The organism is Paenibacillus sp. FSL R5-0517 (assembly GCF_037974355.1).
Lineage (GTDB): Bacteria > Bacillota > Bacilli > Paenibacillales > Paenibacillaceae > Paenibacillus.
This window is the reverse complement of record NZ_CP150235.1, coordinates 3,329,825-3,347,059: the sequence shown is the minus strand read 5'-3', so window position 1 is coordinate 3,347,059 and position 17,235 is coordinate 3,329,825. Positions and strand designations below refer to the sequence as shown.

Sequence of the window (17,235 nt, the reverse complement as noted above, 5' to 3'; positions counted from 1 at the left end):
CGTTCCTCTAATTCGTGTGTTTAGGATAAGAGAAAATTTTCACAAAGTACGCTACAACGATATGTTGCCACATGTACTTTGCGATTACTCCTGTTGATTCCTGATATTAAATGCATAGAAAATGCTATGCGAGACCTAATAATCAAAATTATTATATCTTTATTTTTACCTAATTCAATCAACGTCACGTCTTCTACCCTAAACGTTCAAGAAAGGATCAACTCTTTCTGACAACTTGGTGAAAAACAAAAAATACACCCAATAGAGCTATTGATTCATTGGGTGTAAACGTGGTATTGCACGTGGATTCACTATTTTATTTGCTTGCTTATTTGCTCTGGACTCACCGCATCTGCCTCGCGGCGTACGCTCATGATGATCAGTGATGCAGCTAATACCGTAAGGATAATTCCAAGCATCTGAAATCCTGTCACATTGAATGTATCCCCCATAACGATACCAATCAATAACGATGATATGATGGTCCCCAGGTAGCGTGATGTATTAAAAATCCCCGATGAAACACCTATCATTTCTTTGGGTGTGCTTTTGAACAGAGCTGCTTGCATGCCAACCGCGTTTAAGCCGTTACTTATGCCAAATAAAGCTAAGGCAACAATGATTATGAAGATTGGAGAAGTTTCATTCATAACAACGATTAATATAGATCCAAATGTCATTAAAGAAGCGGATACGATCAGAGCTGGCCGTGATCCCGATCTGTCAATCCAGCGCCCTGCGATCGGAGCAATCATGACTGAACATAATCCCAAAGCCAGCATGCTCATTCCTGTATGAACTTCGTTGAGATGACGTACCTGCTTCAAATACGTTGGAACTCCAAAAAAAAGTGCGTAAAACAGGATGTTCACCAGCATGTATTGTACATTCACCCAAGTCATCTCGGGATATATGGCAAACGTTCGCAGAGGGATGAATGGCTTGGCTGCTTTTAATTCATGCCGGATGAACATGACAAGTGTAATTAACCCGATCCCTCCTGTCAGCAGATGCCATGTAGAAATATCTCCTGTGGAATTTACTGACAGTAATCCGATGAGCAGAGTCACCAAAGCTACCGTAAACATCAGGATGCCTGATGCATCAATTAATGCAAGCCATTGCCGAACGGACATGTGAATAGTGATCGATGGAGATGACTCGTCCTTCGGAATTGTTTTCCAGGCGAACGCAAAGCTTGCTATGACAAACGGAATATTAACGATGAATATGCTGTGCCAGTCCCACCAATGTATCAATACTCCACCAATAAATGGCCCGATGGCAGCTGCTCCGGAGAGGAATATCGCCAAAGTAGACAATGCGGAGGCTTGCTTGTCAGTCACATTAATTCTTACAATCGCCATTCCGACGGCTACCATCATGCTTGTGCCAATCGATTGAACGATCCGGAATACGATGAGCCACGAAAAGCTCGAAGACCACGGAGCAAGCATGGACGATACAAAAACAATAACAAGACCCGTGAGGAAGATCTTCCTGCGGCCGAACAAATCGCTACACTTGCCCATGACGGGTTGAGCAACAGCACTGGCAATGTAAAATGATAAAATGATCCACGAAACAGCTGTAAAATCAAGTTGGTACACTTGTTGTAGTCTGGAGATTGCCACCGAAATCATGGAGGAATTCAACGGATTCAACATAATTCCAAGCCCAACAGCCAACATCAATCCTTTATTTCGAACGTTCATCAGTGCATCACTCCTTCTTCTGCTGTCATCTTACTTGAAAGTATTCATTTATTCCAACGCATTGTATGTTATGATTTGATGAACTAGAAGGAATGAAGGAATGGTGCAAATGGAGCTTCTTCAACTAAAATATTTCCTGACGGTGGCCCGATGCGAACATGTTACGGAAGCTGCGGGAAAGCTGCATGTTACGCAATCCTCTCTGAGCAAAACGATACAACGATTAGAGGATGACCTGGGAGTCCCCTTATTTGATCGAATCGGGAGAAAGCTGCGACTAAACGACTTTGGAAGAACATTTCTTCAGCGAACTGAAAAAGCCCTATTTGAATTGGAACAAGGAAAGCGGGAAATCGCTGACCTCTCCAACAAAGATCAGGGTATACTGCAATTGGCGGTAACTACGGCAAGTACTTTGCCAGGTATACTACGAGAATTTCGCAAAAATCAACCGGACATTCAGTTTCATGTACAAATGGTTTCGTTAGAAAACATGTCCAGGCTTCTATATCGGGGCGAGGTAGATTTTGGTCTCTCCTCCCCTCCAATGCAAGGTGACGACATCGAATGTCAGATACTTTATGACGATCCGATCGTAGTCGCTGTTCCTATGGGTCATCGATATGCAGAACGAAGCAGCATTCAACTAGCCGAGCTTAAGGATGAGTCGTTTGTTGGGGTAAAACAAGGCTATGGTGTTCGTGATATGGTAGATTCTACATGTCAATCCGCTGGTTTTGTACCGAAGTATGTGTATGAAGGTGATGAGCCTGCACGATTAACAGCCCTTGTTGAAGCGGAGATCGGTCTTGCATTTATACCAAGCACAGCCAGAAACCCGCATGAACGCATTAGATATCTTCAGGTAGAGGAACATAGACTCGTTCGGGAAATCGCTCTACTTTCACATAAAAACAGGTATATTTCCAAAGCCGCTTTAGAGTTTCGCAGCGTGGTTATGGAGCATTTCAATGCTATGCCATGAATAAAAATTCAATCCAAAGGAGATGTCATTTTGAAATTAAAAGCAGATAAATTTGATCATATTTCAGAGACAGAACGATTAGTCATCAGACCATTACAGAAAAACGATTATGAGAATTGGTTAAATGAATTTGAAAAACGCTTGCCCTCCCAGCACCGCCATGATAAAGGGAAAATGGATATGAGTGAATGTACACTGGATTGGTTCCATCATCTGGTGGATCGACACCAGGAGTTAGCGCGTACAGATGCGGTTTATGTATTCGGTGTCTTTAGCAAGGAAGATGGCACACATCTGGGTATGGTTGATATTGCAACCTTGGCGAGAGATGATTTTCAATGGGGAAGCTTCGGATATACGATCCATAATCAGTATTGGCGAAAAGGTTACGGCAAAGAAGCTGTGAATGCAGCTCTTCATATTGCATTTAAACATCTGAAATTCCACCGTATAGAAGCCCATATCAATCTGGATAATACCCCTTCTGTGAAGTTAGCTGAAAGCGTGGGTATGGAATTTGAATGTGTCCGTAAAGGTTTCATACACGAAAATGATGAGTGGACCGATCATTTGGTGTATTACAAAAATTTTAATTAAACAACTCCTCCGATAATCTAAAGAGCGAACAAAGCACTTTCGTGCCCTGTTCGCTCTTCTTCATTCAATCGTATCTCCGTGTTCTCCTTACTCGCCCAAGCTGTTCCAGAAGGATTGAAACGCGCCTTTTTCAACTTCGAGAAATGCAGGAACATTACCGTAACGAACCAAACCTTCACCGAACAAAACCAGTGGGACTTGAGTTTTATCTTTCAGCGTGAGGTAGATGATCTTGCGATCTTCCTTACCGTAGAGGTTCTCTTCCAATTCCGGACTCGTTGCAATTGGTTTAGCAGCAGATAACGCAGAGATGAAGCTTTCCAGTGATTCATCCGCTGCTAACGGCTGAAACTGCTGCTTTCCATTGTTCCAGCTATCAAACGTCTCCCATTGTGCCGAGGCAACGTTACCTTCGAGATGTAGCTTACCGATCAGGTCGGCACCCGTACCAATGGTGATCCCGTTGTTCTTGTCGAATAGTTGAGCATACACCTGACCATCGATCTCGGTGTAAGACATGATGCGGAAGTCTTTATCGTAACCATTCACTGCATAGATGTCTGCTTCGCCAATATTGGAAGCAAGTTCTGTGTATTTATCCTGACCGCTCAGCTCATGGATGCCGCCAGTTGTTGTGCCAAGCTTCTCGCCACGCAGGTTGAGTGCATTTGCGCCTTCAAGCAATGTTGGGGACTGTGTATAGACGTTTCCTCCAAACACAACCAATTGCAGCATATCAGCCATCGCGCCTTTACCCTGTGAATCCGGCAATTCCATCTTTGGAATCACAATCGGATCAAACGACCCTCCCGGAGTCACCTCTGCCACCTGAGGAGTTGGTGCGGCTGGTCCATTGAATTGCTGCCACACACTCGGCGCAGCCAAGCCAATGCTGGCAGCGATAACGACACTTGCTGCGATGTATAGTGGTTTGCGTTGACGTTTTGGCCCCTGATTTTGTGTGTTCAAAGCTTGCTCTAGCCGATTTTTCATTTGTTCGTTTGTTTTCATATGATCCACCGCTTTCTTGTAGTTTTGTTTGAATTGTTCTTCCTTCATTACAGTTCCTCTCCTTCCAGCTCCAGCTTTAACAGCTCTCTTCCTCGCTTTAATCTCATCTTCACCGCTGACTCGCTAATCTCCAGAATCTCGCTGATTTCCCGAATTGCATAATCTTCGTAATAATACAGATGAACCACCGATCTATACTTGAGGGGCAGTGACAGCACGAGTTCGATCAGCGCGTGATCTTCCGGGTTGTCCGTTGTAAGGGCATCGACACCCTCCAGCTTGACCTCACGTTTGCGCCAGCCTCTGCCTAATAAGGATTTGCAATGATTGGTGATGACCCGAATCAACCATGCTTTTTGATGCTCTGCATCGTTGAATGTAGGGGCTTTTTCTATTAGTTTGATGAAGGTATCCTGAGTGGCTTCCTCCGCGTCTTCACGTCTGCCAAGGTGCACCATGGCAATTCGGAACAGCGTATCCGCATATGTCTCGTAGACTTTCATCACATGATCGCCCAGCTGGGGCACTGATCGCTGCATGGTTGTTATGCCCTCCTTTATACCTCTAACACTCCTAAGGACGGCATTTGGTCACATTTTGTTTTGGATTTTTTATTGTTCCATTTAGATAACATGCAAAAAAAGAAAGCAGCTCCATGGAGAGAGTCGCTTTCTTCATCTTTTTCGTCTTTATCTTTATCTTGTTATAATTGTATATCTTCTCCCCGACTAGAACTTCTTCTGTAAAAGCTCAATATTATCTTCCAAACTGCTGTCCAGTTCCACGCCTACCTTCTGCAGTTTGTTTTGGTAATATGTCTTCACATCATCCCATTTATAGTATGGGTAGGTCTTTGTTTCGATCGGAAAGGCGATTTCTTCTTCATTTCTAAGCATCTTTACGAGGTCATCCTTACCATTGGAATACAAAATCCATTGGATGTTTGCTCCCATCGGTGAGACGACTGAGCCATTCCAGTTTTCGGTCACGTCCTGCGGTTGGTCGATACTCACATTAGCTCCGGCGATATCCAGGAATGAAGATAGTGGAATAATGGTTTCTGCGTGAGCAAAACGAAATATACCAGCCGTGTCCTTCTGCTGAATGGATTGTTCGGTAGACACGATTAATTCTTTGACCAGGGGTGCGATGATATTCTGCGGCAGATCCGTGGATGTTAAGGATGGACCTTTTTCATAAAAGTCATTGATATTATCAACGCTCTCATACCACTTTAACTGGTTGTTCGTAAAATACCGCCCGAATTCGAAATCACCTTCCCCTTTAATATTCGAAGATATAATGTACAGTTCGTATAAATTAGAAGCAGCTTCCGTTGGGTTACTGAGTTTCACTTTCCCTTTTTCATCCTTCAACTCGAACTCTCCAGAATTCAATCGCTGATAAAAGTCTTCAGAGAAAAATTGCAAAAGGACGTCTTTTGCATACCGCGTTCCAGTGCTCTGTGTGACATAATCCTCGTATAACTTAACCCAGTCTCCATCTTCCACGTATTCGTTATACTTCGTAGCCAAGTCGTAGGGCCGCAGATAAGGGTCTTTCCCTTCTTCAAAGGCTGAAGCCACAATGTCTATCTTGTTATCTCCCAAACTTTCCTTTAATCCATCAATAAACTGATCTCTGCTCTGGGGCGTTCGATCTTTGAAGGTGGCCTGAGCGATTACTTTTTTATCTGATGTGAATAGTTCTTTGAAGTTCTGTCCGACTCTGGCTCCTATTCCTTTCAGTTCTTCTCCACCCGTAGTGGATAACAAGCCATAATGGTCTTTTTCAACTTTCATAAGCTTACCAATTTCCTTCTTCAGCTCTTTACCCAGATTGGTAGCCTGCCCATCCTTCTCAGCGATTTCGAGCAGTTCATAGAGCGTCTTGTCGTACTTGGAACTGGATAGATGTCTGGAACCATGTCTGCCTATGTAATTAATAAATACGGGTTCATATCCAATAGGAGCTTTAGTATAACTCGTTTCCTTAAAAGGATATGGCGTTTTGGTACCGCGGTATCCCTGCTGATCGTTAATTTTTGCTCCAACAAACACCGATTGGGTGTTGTTATCCCAGTCTACGTCTTGTCCCAGTGCCTCACCAACAGCTCTTGCCGGCACGTAAGTAACTCCATTGTAGAGAAAAGACTCTCCTTCCACCCTTTGTCCGTTCACGACCACATTAGCCGATTGTTCAGCAACTTCGATCATGCGTTTGGAACCTGCACCATATACGTCAAACATACTCGCAGATGTTAGCATGGTGAGTGATACGACTGAAATCCCGATTTTTTTGATCATCATATTGATTAGTCTTCTCCTTAATCCGCCTATTATTGGTTTATTTTCGCTCATCATACTATAGGGGAGAAGTGTCTGCGCTGTATCCACCCTTTGTTAAATAAATGTAAAGGAATACATATAAAGATGGACATAAAATCGCATAACGAAAAAAAGAGCCGCTCCTTAGCGACTCTTATCTTAATCTTCATCTGTATTACAGCCTATCTTGGTGCGATACATATGAACAAATTCGTTATCATGAGTCCCTCGTTCTCATAACGTCCTATATATTTTTATATCTACTCCGGACTCCGTTGGATAACCCTCTCCCACAAATGTCTCACGGTTCAAAAAGGATAAGGCACTACTGTCCGTAATCATTTTGGGAGAAGTCCGAAATAAAGCAGTGTTCAGCGTTTTATCGATGTTTCCGTTGTTTTCGATATAAATTTTGCAGCTATCTCCTGTGTGATCTGTCCCTTGAAGCATGTATCTTGCCGATAGCGTATGCGGGTCACCATTCTTCCCGATAATCTGAGTATCCACGCCTCCATCCAGCACTATTCCCTCAAAGTACTTTCCGGTTACACGACCTGTAAAAGTAATCATGACAACTGAATTACCTTCGCTATTCTGTAAATCAAATGATTTCTCGATGTTCACATGTACCGTAAACAGTTCCTCCAAATTCACGCGTTCCCACCTCCATATGAATTTAATTATAGCTCTACTCACCTAAAAAAGATTTACATTTACATATCTCATTCGAATCATTTAAAATGGTTTACATATTGTAAAGGTTAACACAATGTTAATGAAGGAGCTTACGACAAGCATGAGTACATTACCAAAATCAATTCGCTTTCCACTATTCATTCTGATGTTAAATCTGTTTATCGCTTTATTGGGGCAAGGGATGCTTATTCCCATTTTGCCGGAGTACTTGAAGCTCTTTCATGCGGGAGGTACCGTCGCCGGATTTCTAGTGGCAGCCTTCGGGGCAGCTCAATTCTTCTTTTCACCACTGGGAGGAAAATTATCTGACCGCTTTGGACGTAAAAAGTTGATCATGGCCGGCATGTTTCTTTCCGTTGTCTCGGATGTGATCTTTGCACTTTCAACCGCTCTGCCTCTCTTGTATGTCGCACGAATTATCGGGGGAATCAGTCTTGGTTTAATGGTTCCTGCGAATCTCGCTTATGTCGCGGATATCACAACGCCTGAGACCCGCGCGAAAGGCATGGGTTATTTTGGTGCAGCCATGAATTTGGGAATGGTGCTCGGGCCTGGTCTGGGTGGTCTCATCGCCGAGATGGGGATTCGTATGCCTTATTTCTTCGCTGCTGGTCTGGGACTTGTTGCTGCACTGATGACGCTGCTACTGCCTGAGACACTTCCCCCGGAAAAAAGAACCGTCTCCATCCGACTTCAAAAGGGAGATCACTTGGGTAAGAAAATCTGGAGTTCATTTAAAGTACCGTATTTTAAATACTTGATTGTGCTGCTCGTCATGACCTTTGGCCTCATGAGTTATGAGACCGTATTCGCGCTTTTTGCAGAACAAAAATACGGATTCAACGCTGCAACGATCTCCATCATTATTACCTTGGGCGCAATTATCGGTATCGTTGTGCAAATCTGGCTTTTGGATTGGTTCGTACAGAGAATCGGTGAAATTAAGCTAATCCGTCTTTCCCTAATTATTACGCCCATCGCTTTATTATTAATGTTAATTAAAGTAAACCTGACCTTTCTGTTATTCGCTTCTGCGTTATTCTTTGCCTTTAACTCGTTTTTGCGGCCTTCACTCAGCACGTTAATATCCAAAAATGCAGGAGATCGGCAAGGCTATGCATCGGGTCTGAATACGACATTCTCCAGTCTCGGGACGGTGATTGGTCCGCTGATCGCAGGACTATTGTTTGACAAAAACATAAACTTCCCGTATATTTTTGGTGCAATTATGCTGCTCGCTTCTCTCGGACTTACCTTGAACGCATTTCGTTCGAAGAAAGGACAACGGTATACAAGTGAATGAAAACTGGCATCAACAATTGGGAAATAAACATCGTGATGATTTGATTGCAGCAGGTAAGGAGCTTTTTTTGAAATATGGATTGCTGCAAGTGAAGATTAAGGATGTATGTACGAAAGCTGAACTTAGCAGAGTGACATTTTATAAACATTTTCAGTCTATGGATGAGCTTCTTCTGGCCATTCAGATGCAACTGATTGAACATTTAACGGATGAGGTTAGCCTTACATCGGTGAAGGACATGAACGGGCGAGAACAACTCACGGTGATGTTGAATGCATGGGTTGTTTATGCACAGGATCATCCAGACTACATCCGGTTTATTCAATTATTTGATATCAACTATGAGATGTATGATTTTAGTCCTGAATTAAGAGAAACATACGATCGATTCAACCAAAATGGGAAAGAAAATCATTTCCTGATGGGCGCATTATCCCAAGGTGTTGTTGACGGCAGTATTAAGAATCCGTCCCCTCCGCTCGATCTGGCTCAGTTTATCTTCACCACGATGATGGCCATGCTCCAACGTATGGTAACGATTCGTGCTGCTCATGATCATGCATTGGATATGCGGATGACGGAGCAATTTGTGAAGATGCTGCTCCAATTTGTTTGCAGCGAAGAAATATCCGAGTGATGGCGTGGTAGATGAATCGGTGAAATCAACGTTTAGTTTAAAATAAAAAGACGGATTCCGTATGCTGGGATCCGTCTTTTTTCTTCATTTTCTCAAAATTGATTGACCTTTAATCCGTTTGAACGGGCAACTGTCCTCCAGGTTTCAATTGACCAAGTAAAACTTTAATCCCGGCAGACGTATTTGGCTCCTGCTTTCCATACACTGCAAGCCCTGAGCGCACGTTCTGAAGATAGATCATCTCGTAAGGGTTACCCAATGACAACAGCGTATATCGCAGATTACTCTTGTTCACTGCATTAATCAAGGTTTGATAATCGCTCCATCCGAACTGGCTGGCTACATTCCGGAATTGGTAAGAAGCAAGAATGACATAATTCGCTTTGCCAATCGCCTGGAGCGTTTCATTCATTTTGCCTTGTCCAACAAGTGCAATTTCAGTCTTTAACGACAGGTTATTAGCAGCTTGCAACAGTTGTTTTTCAAGCTGATTCGCCTGATCCTGCTCGGCTGCGACAATCACAACCCGATCGCCTTGCTGAATTTGATCTGGAAGCATAACTTCGCGACTGCTGAGTACGGTGACCGCTCGTTCTGCGATTTTCTGCTCCACCGCTCGATGCTCCTTCGATCCAATAATACCGTTAATCTGAGTTAGCTTTTGCGCAAGAGTCTGGTTACGTTCAAACAAACCATATTTCGCTTTCATCTCCAGGATTCGTTTCACAGATGCGTGTATGGTTTCATCCTTGATCGTTCCATTGTTCACCGCATTCACCAGCGTTTGATGGGCTGCTGCTGAATCTTTTGGCATAAGGATGATATCAACACCTGCGGAAACGGCGCGTTCTACTGATGTATTCTCCCCAAAATGCTCCGCAATGGCATTCATGGTGAATGCATCGGAAATGATGAGACCTTTATATCCCAGTTCTTCGCGAAGAAGTCCTGTCAGTACTTTTTTCGATAAGGTAGCTGGAATCGGCACACGTTCACCGTCTTTGAGCGAAGTGACATGTTCGTTATCGATGGCAGGAAAAGCAATATGCGCGGTCATAATCATCTCTACCCCGTTTTCAATCGCCGCTCGAAATGGTTTTAATTCAACCGCATCCAACCGCTCGCGATGATGAGTTAGTACCGGCATTCCGAGATGGGAGTCTACCTGCGTATCTCCGTGACCCGGAAAATGCTTCACTGCCGCCATCACCCCGGATTGCTGCAAGCCCTTTATCGTTGCGAGACCTAGTCGCGTTACCAAATCTGGCTCCGAGCCAAACGAGCGTATACCAATGATGGGGTTATCTGGATTACTGTTGATATCCAGCACTGGCGCAAAGTTAATCTGAATTCCCAGTGCCTTCAGTTCCTCCCCAGTCAGCTGACCAGCCGCTTCGGCAAGCGCTGCATCTCCAGTTGCGCCCAGCGCCATCTGACCTGGCAGATTCGTACCGCCTGGTATTCGCTTAATCACACCACCTTCTTGGTCGATACTAAGAAATAGCGGAATGTCACCTGCTTCTCTTTGCATATCATGTGTGAACGTTGTAAGCTGCCTCACGTCAACAATATTTTTGTCAAAAAGAATAAGTCCACCCAAGTCTTGGTCATGGATACTGCGTTTCAGCCCCTCATTAACGGTCGTCGTCGCTTTACCATTCCATTGCCTAACATCGGGCATAAGCATCTGACCCACTTGCTCACTTACCGTCATATAAGATATCAGCTTATCCCAATCTTGCGCCCGAATGGCTGCTTCGCGTTCGAAGCGAATGACTCTCGCCATGAATACGGCATATTCAGCGCGTGAGTGCTTGATTTGGACGGAAAGTGGCATCCGAATAACCACCGACCAAGCCGTTGGAACTCATAATAAGAATAGGCGCTGCCGCCCAATGCTTGTCCGTATCGGTCCATTTTGCGGGCTTCTTACCTTCCGAGAGTGAATATGCCCTTGTAAGGAAGGCCGCAGTCTCTGCGCGGCTAAGCGGTGCATCCGGACGGAAGGTTCCGTTAGGGAAACCACTCGCAAGTCCATTTTTAGCAGCTATCATGATTTCTCGATGGAAAGGGTGTGTCGTTGGAACATCCGAATAGGTTGTGCCATCCACTGCTCTCTGAAGCTGATCTGGATAAAGCTCCCGTACCATAAAAGTGACGGCTTGTGCCCGTGTCACAAGTGCCTCAGGCTTGAAGATCCCATTACCATATCCGGCTACTGTTCCCCGTTTCGCCATATACGTGATGCCATCCTCTGCCCACTTTGAATACTTAAGATCAACAAAATTTTCTTCCGCAGCTGCCGTCCCCACCCCTATAAGCACAGTTCCGAGGACGGCACCAATCATCGTCATCCATTTTACATGCATTTGTTTCACTCCTGTTGTTATTCTATGGATGAATAGACGCTAATACGGTAACGTTTGTTGCGTTGACATAATTCAATGAAATGATATGCAGATCATGACTATCCCTTCACGCCACCAATCGTCATGCCCTGTACAAAGTATTTCTGCAAGAACGGATACACCATCAGAATAGGAACACTCGCAATAATGGTCATCGTCGCTCGAATTGATGTTGGCGTAACCGCCGTTGCATTGCTCTCGGCAGACTGATAAGCATCACTTGCTGATGAAGTCGCTGAGGTCGTTGAAGTTTGCAGAATCTTCATTAATTCGTATTGCAACGTGCTTAATTCTTTATTGGAAGAGTTGTAGAGGAATACATCGAACCAGGAATTCCATTGCCCAACGGCTACAAAGAGTGATACGGTTGCCATTGCTGGAATCGTTAGTGGCAGGACAACACGGATAAATGTCGTGAACTCCCCTGCCCCATCTATACGTGCTGACTCCAGAATGCCTTCCGGAAGACCTTCAATAAAAGAACGGATGACGATCATATTGAATACACCGATTACACCCGGAATGATATACACCCAGAAAGAACCGATCAATCCAAGGTCTCGAATCAGCAGATAACCGGGGATCAAGCCCCCGCTGAAGTACATGGTGAACACAAAAAACATTGTAACAAACTTACGAAGCACAAATTCCTGACGACTAACCGTATAAGCAAGCATGGCTGTACAGAAGACGGAGACCACGGTTCCAATGACCGTACGCAGGGCCGAGATCAGCGTTGCGTGATAGATATCGGATTCGCCAAAAATGTATTTGTAATTGTCCAGTGTCCATACACGGGGCCATAGATATATTCCCCCCCGAATGGCATCGTTCGCATTATTGAAGGATACCGCAATCATATTAACAAAGGGATAGATCGTCACAATCATCAGACATACCATGAAGATCATGTTAATGGTGTCAAACGCTCGATCCCCGGTACTGCTATTCCGCAAGCGGGATGTGTTTCCTTTTCGCATGGCATAGGCCTCCTTTTAGAATAGTCTGCTCTCTCCCATTTTTTTCGCTATATAGTTCGCAGAGAAAAGGAAGACAAAACTGACCACAGTTTTGAATATGCCGGCTGCTGTACCCAAGGAAAAGTTCCCCATCCCTAATCCATATTTCAGTACAAAGATGTCCAGATTCTCCGAATAATCCATGTTCATCCCGTTACCCAGCAGATATTGCGGCTCGAATCCGGATTCCAGAATACTTCCCATGTTCATGATCAACAAGATCACAATAACCGGTTTCAAACCAGGCAGCGTGATATATAACATCCGTTTGAAGCGACTGGCTCCATCAATCTCGGCTGCCTCATATTGCGCTGGATCAATTGCCGTAATCGCTGCCAGATAGATAATAGTGTTCCAGCCGACATCCTTCCACACCTCGGTTGCCCCAAGAATCCCCCAGAAGTATTCACCTTTTCCCATCCATAGTACCGGACTATCAATCAGGTGAAGCTTCATCAGGAGCAGGTTGATAATTCCGTCTGGTGACAGTACGGTTAATACAATGCTGGAGGCGACAACCCACGAGATAAAGTGAGGCAGATAACTGACGGTTTGCACAAAGCGTTTAAATATGACATTTTTCAGTTCATTCAACAAGAGGGCCAGTGTAATTGCTGTCACAAATCCCAATACCAGTTTAATGGAACTCATGACAAGTGTGTTGCGCAGCACCCGGTAGAAGGTATTGTCTTCAAATAACGTACTAAAATGCTGCCAGCCTACCCACTGCTGATCCGAGAAGGATCTCGCCGGTTTGAAATTCTGAAAAGCCATGGTCCATCCCCATAACGGCAGGTACTTGAAGATAAAAGCCCAGATGACAAAAGGTATACACATCCAGGCAAGTGTTCGTTGTTGCACAAGACGTTTGAAGAATGAATGTGCTCTGGTTCCCTTCGGATTCGAGGCTGGCGGCATCGAGTTAAGGGAGACATTAGGTTTCTCCACGGTGAACCTGCTCCTTTCCTATGCTGTTCATCATGCGAGGAGAAACCGGAGTTTATGTTCTTTCGTCTTCTCCTGCGCATGTACAGTTTGTTTTAACGAGTTTGTTCAAAAAAAGAATTCTTGAACACGTACTTAAAGTGTTCGTATCACCATTTTCCTGCGACTCGATCCTTCACAACTTTGGTAATGGTCGCTTCATAACCAGCTTTGTCCAATTTGTTCAATTCAGCCATGTAGGCATCCCACAGCTTATCAAAATTCGAGGGTGCTCCCAAGATCATTTCCGGCAAGTATTTACGTTGCAAATCATCCGATTTGGTCGTGAAGATCTGTTCAGGTGATCCTTGCTCCAATGCGATGGACCAAGCCGGGAACCAAGGCCGCTCTTCCGGTTTGTTGAACAATTCACTAAAAGTTTGGATACCGTAGGCTTCAAGGAATTTCTTGTCTCCCTCGGTGTAAGATGCAGCGGCCACTTCCGGCTGGTTGCCAGGGCTATAAGCGTTACCATCGGATAGTGTAGATTCACCGCCATATTTCGGCCAATCTGTACCAAAGTAGGTGAACCCGAATTTACGGCTGAGCTCCAGATCATCATGAGCCTTGCGTTGATCTTCATTTGCATAATAAAAGCGGCCCTTTTCATCCACACTGTACGTCTCGTCCTTGATGCCCCATTGCACCAGAACCTGATTCTCTTCCTTCAGCAAATTATCAAAGTATTTGATGATACGAACAGGGTCTTTGGCGTTCACCGAGATACCGGTTGCATAGTTGTTGACGAAGCCGGGAGGATCAACATATTGATCCTTAATTCCTTCATCAAACACGATCGGAAGTGGTGCATAGCGCTTCTCATCAATGCCTGCCGAGAGTAGGTTTTTCGACGCATCCCCAATCTGCCAGCCATAATTGAAGTATCCTAACACACGACCCGAAGTCAGTTTGGCCAAATACTGGTCTTTGTTCATCGTAAAGGATTCCGGATCCAGCATCCCTTGAGCATTAATCTCATTTAACTTCTGAATCCATTTTTTCTGAGCATCTGTTCCGGCGACGACTTTCGCCTCATGGGTAGTCATGTCCACCATGACACTGCCATCGTTCGGATAACCGGCGAGATGCATCGCTGGATTCTGCAAGGTGAAGAAGTTATTGGCCACACCTGCAAGTGACACAAATCCGATCGTCTCTGCACCATCAACTGTTGGATGTTTTTCCTTGTAATCCTGAATCAGATCAAAATATTCATCCAGTGTAGTGATCTTGGGATAATTAAACTCTTTGAGCACAGAGCGCTGAATCCAGAAGGCTCCCCCACCAACATTTGGACTACCTGAATACTCACCCTGATTAGCCGTATAAGGCAGCGCATAGATTTTTCCGTCTTCTGCATTTTTCATTTTATCGAAGTATGGTCCATATACCCGTTTGATATTAGGGCCGTATTCCTCAATCAGATCATCCAGCGGAATATAGGCCCCGGCATCCAATAACTTGGACATCTCACCACTGGAGCTAATGACATCAGGATAGTCTCCACTGGCGATCATGACACCGGCTTTTGTCGCACTATCACCTACCAGATATTCCAACTTCCAGTCCACACCTGTTTGTTCTTGCAACACTTTACCGATTGTTGTTTCGCTTGCCAGAGTATCCTTCTTGCCTGGAGAGAACATATAATATGAGAACGTTACTGGACTGTTCTCATCATCACCTGTGGCTGAAGGTGATGATGAATTGTTCTGACTGCACCCAGCCAGCAAAACAGTCACTAATACAGCTAAACTTGCTATTCTAACTTTCGCTTTTAACATGTGAATATTCCCCCGTTCCTTATGGTCTCTATGGATTGCACTCACCATTTGCCAGCTACACGATCCTTCACTGCCTGTGTTATCGTAGCTTCGTATGTTTTCTTGTCCAGTTGATTCAATTGACTCATATACTCATTCCATGTGTTCTCGAACGTAGAAGGCGAGTCCATAATCATTTTGGGTAAATATTTCATCTGGAGATCTTCTGCCTTGGTGATGAAAATCTGTTCAGGAGAACCCTGCTCCAGTGCAATGGACCATGCAGGAGACCAAGGACGCTCATCCGGCGTGCTGAATAGTTCTGTGAATGTCTCCACACCATACTTCTCTAACAACAGCTTGTCACCGTCCGTGTAACTAAAGGTAGCCACTTCTGGTTGATTGCCTGGTCCATAGGCGTTGCCATCCTCCAGTACGGAGTTATTGCCGTAACGAGGCCAGCTGTAATTAAAATAGTCAAAGCCGAACTTACGACTTAATTCGGGATCTTCATGTGCCTTGCGTTGGTCATCATTTTTGAAATAAAAGCGACCTTCGTCATTCACACTATACGTCTCGTCCTCAATGCCCCATTGCACCAGAATCTGGTTTTCTTCCTTGAGCAAATTATCAAAATATTTAATAATTCGTACTGGATCTTTGGCATTGACGGTAATTCCGACACCATAGTTGTTCACAAAACCTGGCGGGTCCACATACTGGTCCTTGACACTGTCATCAAATACGATCGGTAGAGATACGTAACGTTTTTCGTCAATACCAGCCTTCTTGAGGTTGTTCGTTGCGTCTCCAACCTGCCAGGAGTAACTGAAATATCCCAGAACCCGACCGGACGTCAACTTGGCGAGATACTGATCCTGATTCATTGTGAAGGATTCGGGATCAAACATCCCCTGTGCGTTAACTTCGCTTAGCTTCTGAATCCATTGTTTCTGATAATCAGATCCGGCTACCAGTTTGGCTTCATGGCTCTGCATATCCACCATCACACTGCCATCGTTTGGATACCCTGCCAGATGCATGGCCGGATTTAGCAGGGTGAAGAAGCTGCCAGACTCACCCGCAAGTGTGGCAAAGCCGATGGTTTCTTTTCCATCGATCTGCGGATACTTTTGCTTGTATTGCTCAATCAGATCAAAATATTCGTCCAGCGTTTTGATCTTGGGATAGTTAAACTCTTTGAGCACAGCACGCTGAATATAAAAGCCGGTTTGAAAATTAGGCTCTGACACATAACCAATGTTGGCTGTGTATGGCAAGAAATAGATCTTTCCATCCTCCTGTCTGAATTTGTCCATATAAGGCCCGTATACTCGCTTGATGTTAGGCCCGTATTGATCGATCAGTTCATCCAGTGGGATAAAAGATCCTGCATCCATCAACTTGGCCATTTCACCACTGGAGTCGATGATGTCGGGGTAATCCCCACTCGCAATCATGACACCTGCCTTGGTTGCACCGTCGCCGACCAGATATTCCATCTTCCAGTCAACACCTGTTTGTTCCTGTAACTTCTTGCCAATGGTCGTGCTGCTTGCCAGAATATCCTTCTTGCCACCGCCAAACGTGAAATATTTAAAGGTGACCGGGGTGTTGTCATTACTGTCAGGATAAGAGGCTTCCGGACTGGCTTTATTGCAACCTCCCAGCGTTACAGCCAGTAAAATGGCCAGACCTGTTATAATGTTTCTTTTTCTAAACATGTAGCAAATGCCCCCTTCAAGTATTGTTTGTGTCTTTAAGCCTTCTCAATATATCAAGATAGCGCT

Annotated in this window: 15 protein-coding genes; 4 read left to right on the top strand and 11 right to left on the bottom strand. The window is 44.6% G+C overall.

The window, feature by feature from the left end:
- Positions 1 to 311: 311 nt before the first annotated feature.
- A complete protein-coding gene (locus tag MKX40_RS14925) occupies positions 312 to 1,715 on the bottom strand; it encodes an MFS transporter (RefSeq protein ID WP_339242737.1) in 1,404 nt (467 codons plus the stop codon).
- 109 nt (positions 1,716 to 1,824) lie between these two features.
- On the opposite strand from MKX40_RS14925, the gene MKX40_RS14920 reads away from it, so the two are divergent.
- On the top strand, positions 1,825 to 2,700 hold the full coding sequence (locus MKX40_RS14920; RefSeq protein WP_339243075.1) for a LysR family transcriptional regulator: 876 nt from the start codon (positions 1,825 to 1,827) through the stop codon (positions 2,698 to 2,700).
- A 30-nt stretch (positions 2,701 to 2,730) separates the two neighbouring features.
- On the top strand, positions 2,731 to 3,297 hold the full coding sequence (locus tag MKX40_RS14915; RefSeq protein WP_339242735.1) for a GNAT family N-acetyltransferase: 567 nt from the start codon (positions 2,731 to 2,733) through the stop codon (positions 3,295 to 3,297).
- Between the two features lie 87 nt (positions 3,298 to 3,384).
- On the opposite strand, the gene MKX40_RS14910 is transcribed toward MKX40_RS14915, so the two are convergent.
- The 4 genes from MKX40_RS14910 to MKX40_RS14895 form a co-directional block, all read right to left on the bottom strand.
- Positions 3,385 to 4,356, bottom strand: a complete 972-nt coding sequence (locus tag MKX40_RS14910) for a hypothetical protein (RefSeq protein WP_339242733.1) — start codon at positions 4,354 to 4,356, stop codon at positions 3,385 to 3,387.
- Positions 4,356 to 4,847 (bottom strand): sigma-70 family RNA polymerase sigma factor, encoded by a 492-nt coding sequence (locus tag MKX40_RS14905; protein ID WP_253435717.1) that lies wholly within the window; start codon positions 4,845 to 4,847, stop codon positions 4,356 to 4,358. Before MKX40_RS14905 ends, MKX40_RS14910 begins: the two co-directional genes overlap by 1 nt.
- A 189-nt stretch (positions 4,848 to 5,036) precedes the next feature.
- Positions 5,037 to 6,617, bottom strand: coding sequence for a histidine-type phosphatase (locus MKX40_RS14900; protein WP_339242731.1), 1,581 nt, complete (start codon positions 6,615 to 6,617; stop codon positions 5,037 to 5,039).
- Between the two features lie 252 nt (positions 6,618 to 6,869).
- Positions 6,870 to 7,289: a DUF3237 domain-containing protein gene (locus MKX40_RS14895; protein WP_339242730.1), complete on the bottom strand. Its 420-nt coding sequence runs from the start codon at positions 7,287 to 7,289 to the stop codon at positions 6,870 to 6,872.
- A 142-nt stretch (positions 7,290 to 7,431) separates the two neighbouring features.
- On the opposite strand from MKX40_RS14895, the gene MKX40_RS14890 reads away from it, so the two are divergent.
- On the top strand, positions 7,432 to 8,634 hold the full coding sequence (locus tag MKX40_RS14890) for an MFS transporter (protein ID WP_339242729.1): 1,203 nt from the start codon (positions 7,432 to 7,434) through the stop codon (positions 8,632 to 8,634).
- The gene (locus MKX40_RS14885) at positions 8,627 to 9,271 is read left to right on the top strand and encodes a TetR/AcrR family transcriptional regulator (protein WP_339242728.1); all 645 of its coding nucleotides are present in this window, start codon (positions 8,627 to 8,629) and stop codon (positions 9,269 to 9,271) included. Before MKX40_RS14890 ends, MKX40_RS14885 begins: the two co-directional genes overlap by 8 nt.
- A gap of 109 nt (positions 9,272 to 9,380) precedes the next feature.
- On the opposite strand, the gene MKX40_RS14880 is transcribed toward MKX40_RS14885, so the two are convergent.
- The 6 genes from MKX40_RS14880 to MKX40_RS14855 form a co-directional block, all read right to left on the bottom strand.
- On the bottom strand, positions 9,381 to 11,108 hold the full coding sequence (locus MKX40_RS14880) for a glycoside hydrolase family 3 protein (protein ID WP_339242726.1): 1,728 nt from the start codon (positions 11,106 to 11,108) through the stop codon (positions 9,381 to 9,383).
- Positions 11,071 to 11,640, bottom strand: coding sequence for an S-layer homology domain-containing protein (locus MKX40_RS14875; RefSeq protein WP_339242725.1), 570 nt, complete (start codon positions 11,638 to 11,640; stop codon positions 11,071 to 11,073). Before MKX40_RS14875 ends, MKX40_RS14880 begins: the two co-directional genes overlap by 38 nt.
- 98 nt (positions 11,641 to 11,738) lie before the next feature.
- Positions 11,739 to 12,659 carry a carbohydrate ABC transporter permease gene (locus MKX40_RS14870; protein ID WP_215077816.1) on the bottom strand — a complete coding sequence of 307 codons (921 nt, stop codon included), beginning with the start codon at positions 12,657 to 12,659 and terminating at the stop codon, positions 11,739 to 11,741.
- Positions 12,660 to 12,674: 15 nt separating this feature from the next.
- Positions 12,675 to 13,616, bottom strand: coding sequence for an ABC transporter permease subunit (locus tag MKX40_RS14865; RefSeq protein WP_339243073.1), 942 nt, complete (start codon positions 13,614 to 13,616; stop codon positions 12,675 to 12,677).
- A gap of 176 nt (positions 13,617 to 13,792) precedes the next feature.
- Positions 13,793 to 15,466 carry an ABC transporter substrate-binding protein gene (locus MKX40_RS14860; RefSeq protein ID WP_339242723.1) on the bottom strand — a complete coding sequence of 558 codons (1,674 nt, stop codon included), beginning with the start codon at positions 15,464 to 15,466 and terminating at the stop codon, positions 13,793 to 13,795.
- A gap of 41 nt (positions 15,467 to 15,507) precedes the next feature.
- Positions 15,508 to 17,169: an ABC transporter substrate-binding protein gene (locus tag MKX40_RS14855; protein ID WP_339242721.1), complete on the bottom strand. Its 1,662-nt coding sequence runs from the start codon at positions 17,167 to 17,169 to the stop codon at positions 15,508 to 15,510.
- Positions 17,170 to 17,235 lie beyond the last annotated feature (66 nt).

Excerpts from the sequence above, each read along its gene's own strand:
- MKX40_RS14865 (WP_339243073.1), bottom strand. The coding sequence starts at position 13,616 with ATGCCGCCAGCCTCGAATCCGAAGGGAACCAGAGCACATTCATTCTTC.
- MKX40_RS14890 (WP_339242729.1), top strand. The coding sequence starts at position 7,432 with ATGAGTACATTACCAAAATCAATTCGCTTTCCACTATTCATTCTGATG.
- MKX40_RS14925 (WP_339242737.1), bottom strand. The coding sequence starts at position 1,715 with ATGAACGTTCGAAATAAAGGATTGATGTTGGCTGTTGGGCTTGGAATT.
- MKX40_RS14870 (WP_215077816.1), bottom strand. The coding sequence starts at position 12,659 with ATGCGAAAAGGAAACACATCCCGCTTGCGGAATAGCAGTACCGGGGAT.
- MKX40_RS14875 (WP_339242725.1), bottom strand. The coding sequence starts at position 11,640 with ATGCATGTAAAATGGATGACGATGATTGGTGCCGTCCTCGGAACTGTG.
- MKX40_RS14900 (WP_339242731.1), bottom strand. The coding sequence starts at position 6,617 with ATGATGATCAAAAAAATCGGGATTTCAGTCGTATCACTCACCATGCTA.
- MKX40_RS14905 (WP_253435717.1), bottom strand. The coding sequence starts at position 4,847 with ATGCAGCGATCAGTGCCCCAGCTGGGCGATCATGTGATGAAAGTCTAC.
- MKX40_RS14880 (WP_339242726.1), bottom strand. The coding sequence starts at position 11,108 with ATGCCACTTTCCGTCCAAATCAAGCACTCACGCGCTGAATATGCCGTA.
- MKX40_RS14860 (WP_339242723.1), bottom strand. The coding sequence starts at position 15,466 with ATGTTAAAAGCGAAAGTTAGAATAGCAAGTTTAGCTGTATTAGTGACT.
- MKX40_RS14910 (WP_339242733.1), bottom strand. The coding sequence starts at position 4,356 with ATGAAGGAAGAACAATTCAAACAAAACTACAAGAAAGCGGTGGATCAT.
- MKX40_RS14920 (WP_339243075.1), top strand. The coding sequence starts at position 1,825 with ATGGAGCTTCTTCAACTAAAATATTTCCTGACGGTGGCCCGATGCGAA.
- MKX40_RS14855 (WP_339242721.1), bottom strand. The coding sequence starts at position 17,169 with ATGTTTAGAAAAAGAAACATTATAACAGGTCTGGCCATTTTACTGGCT.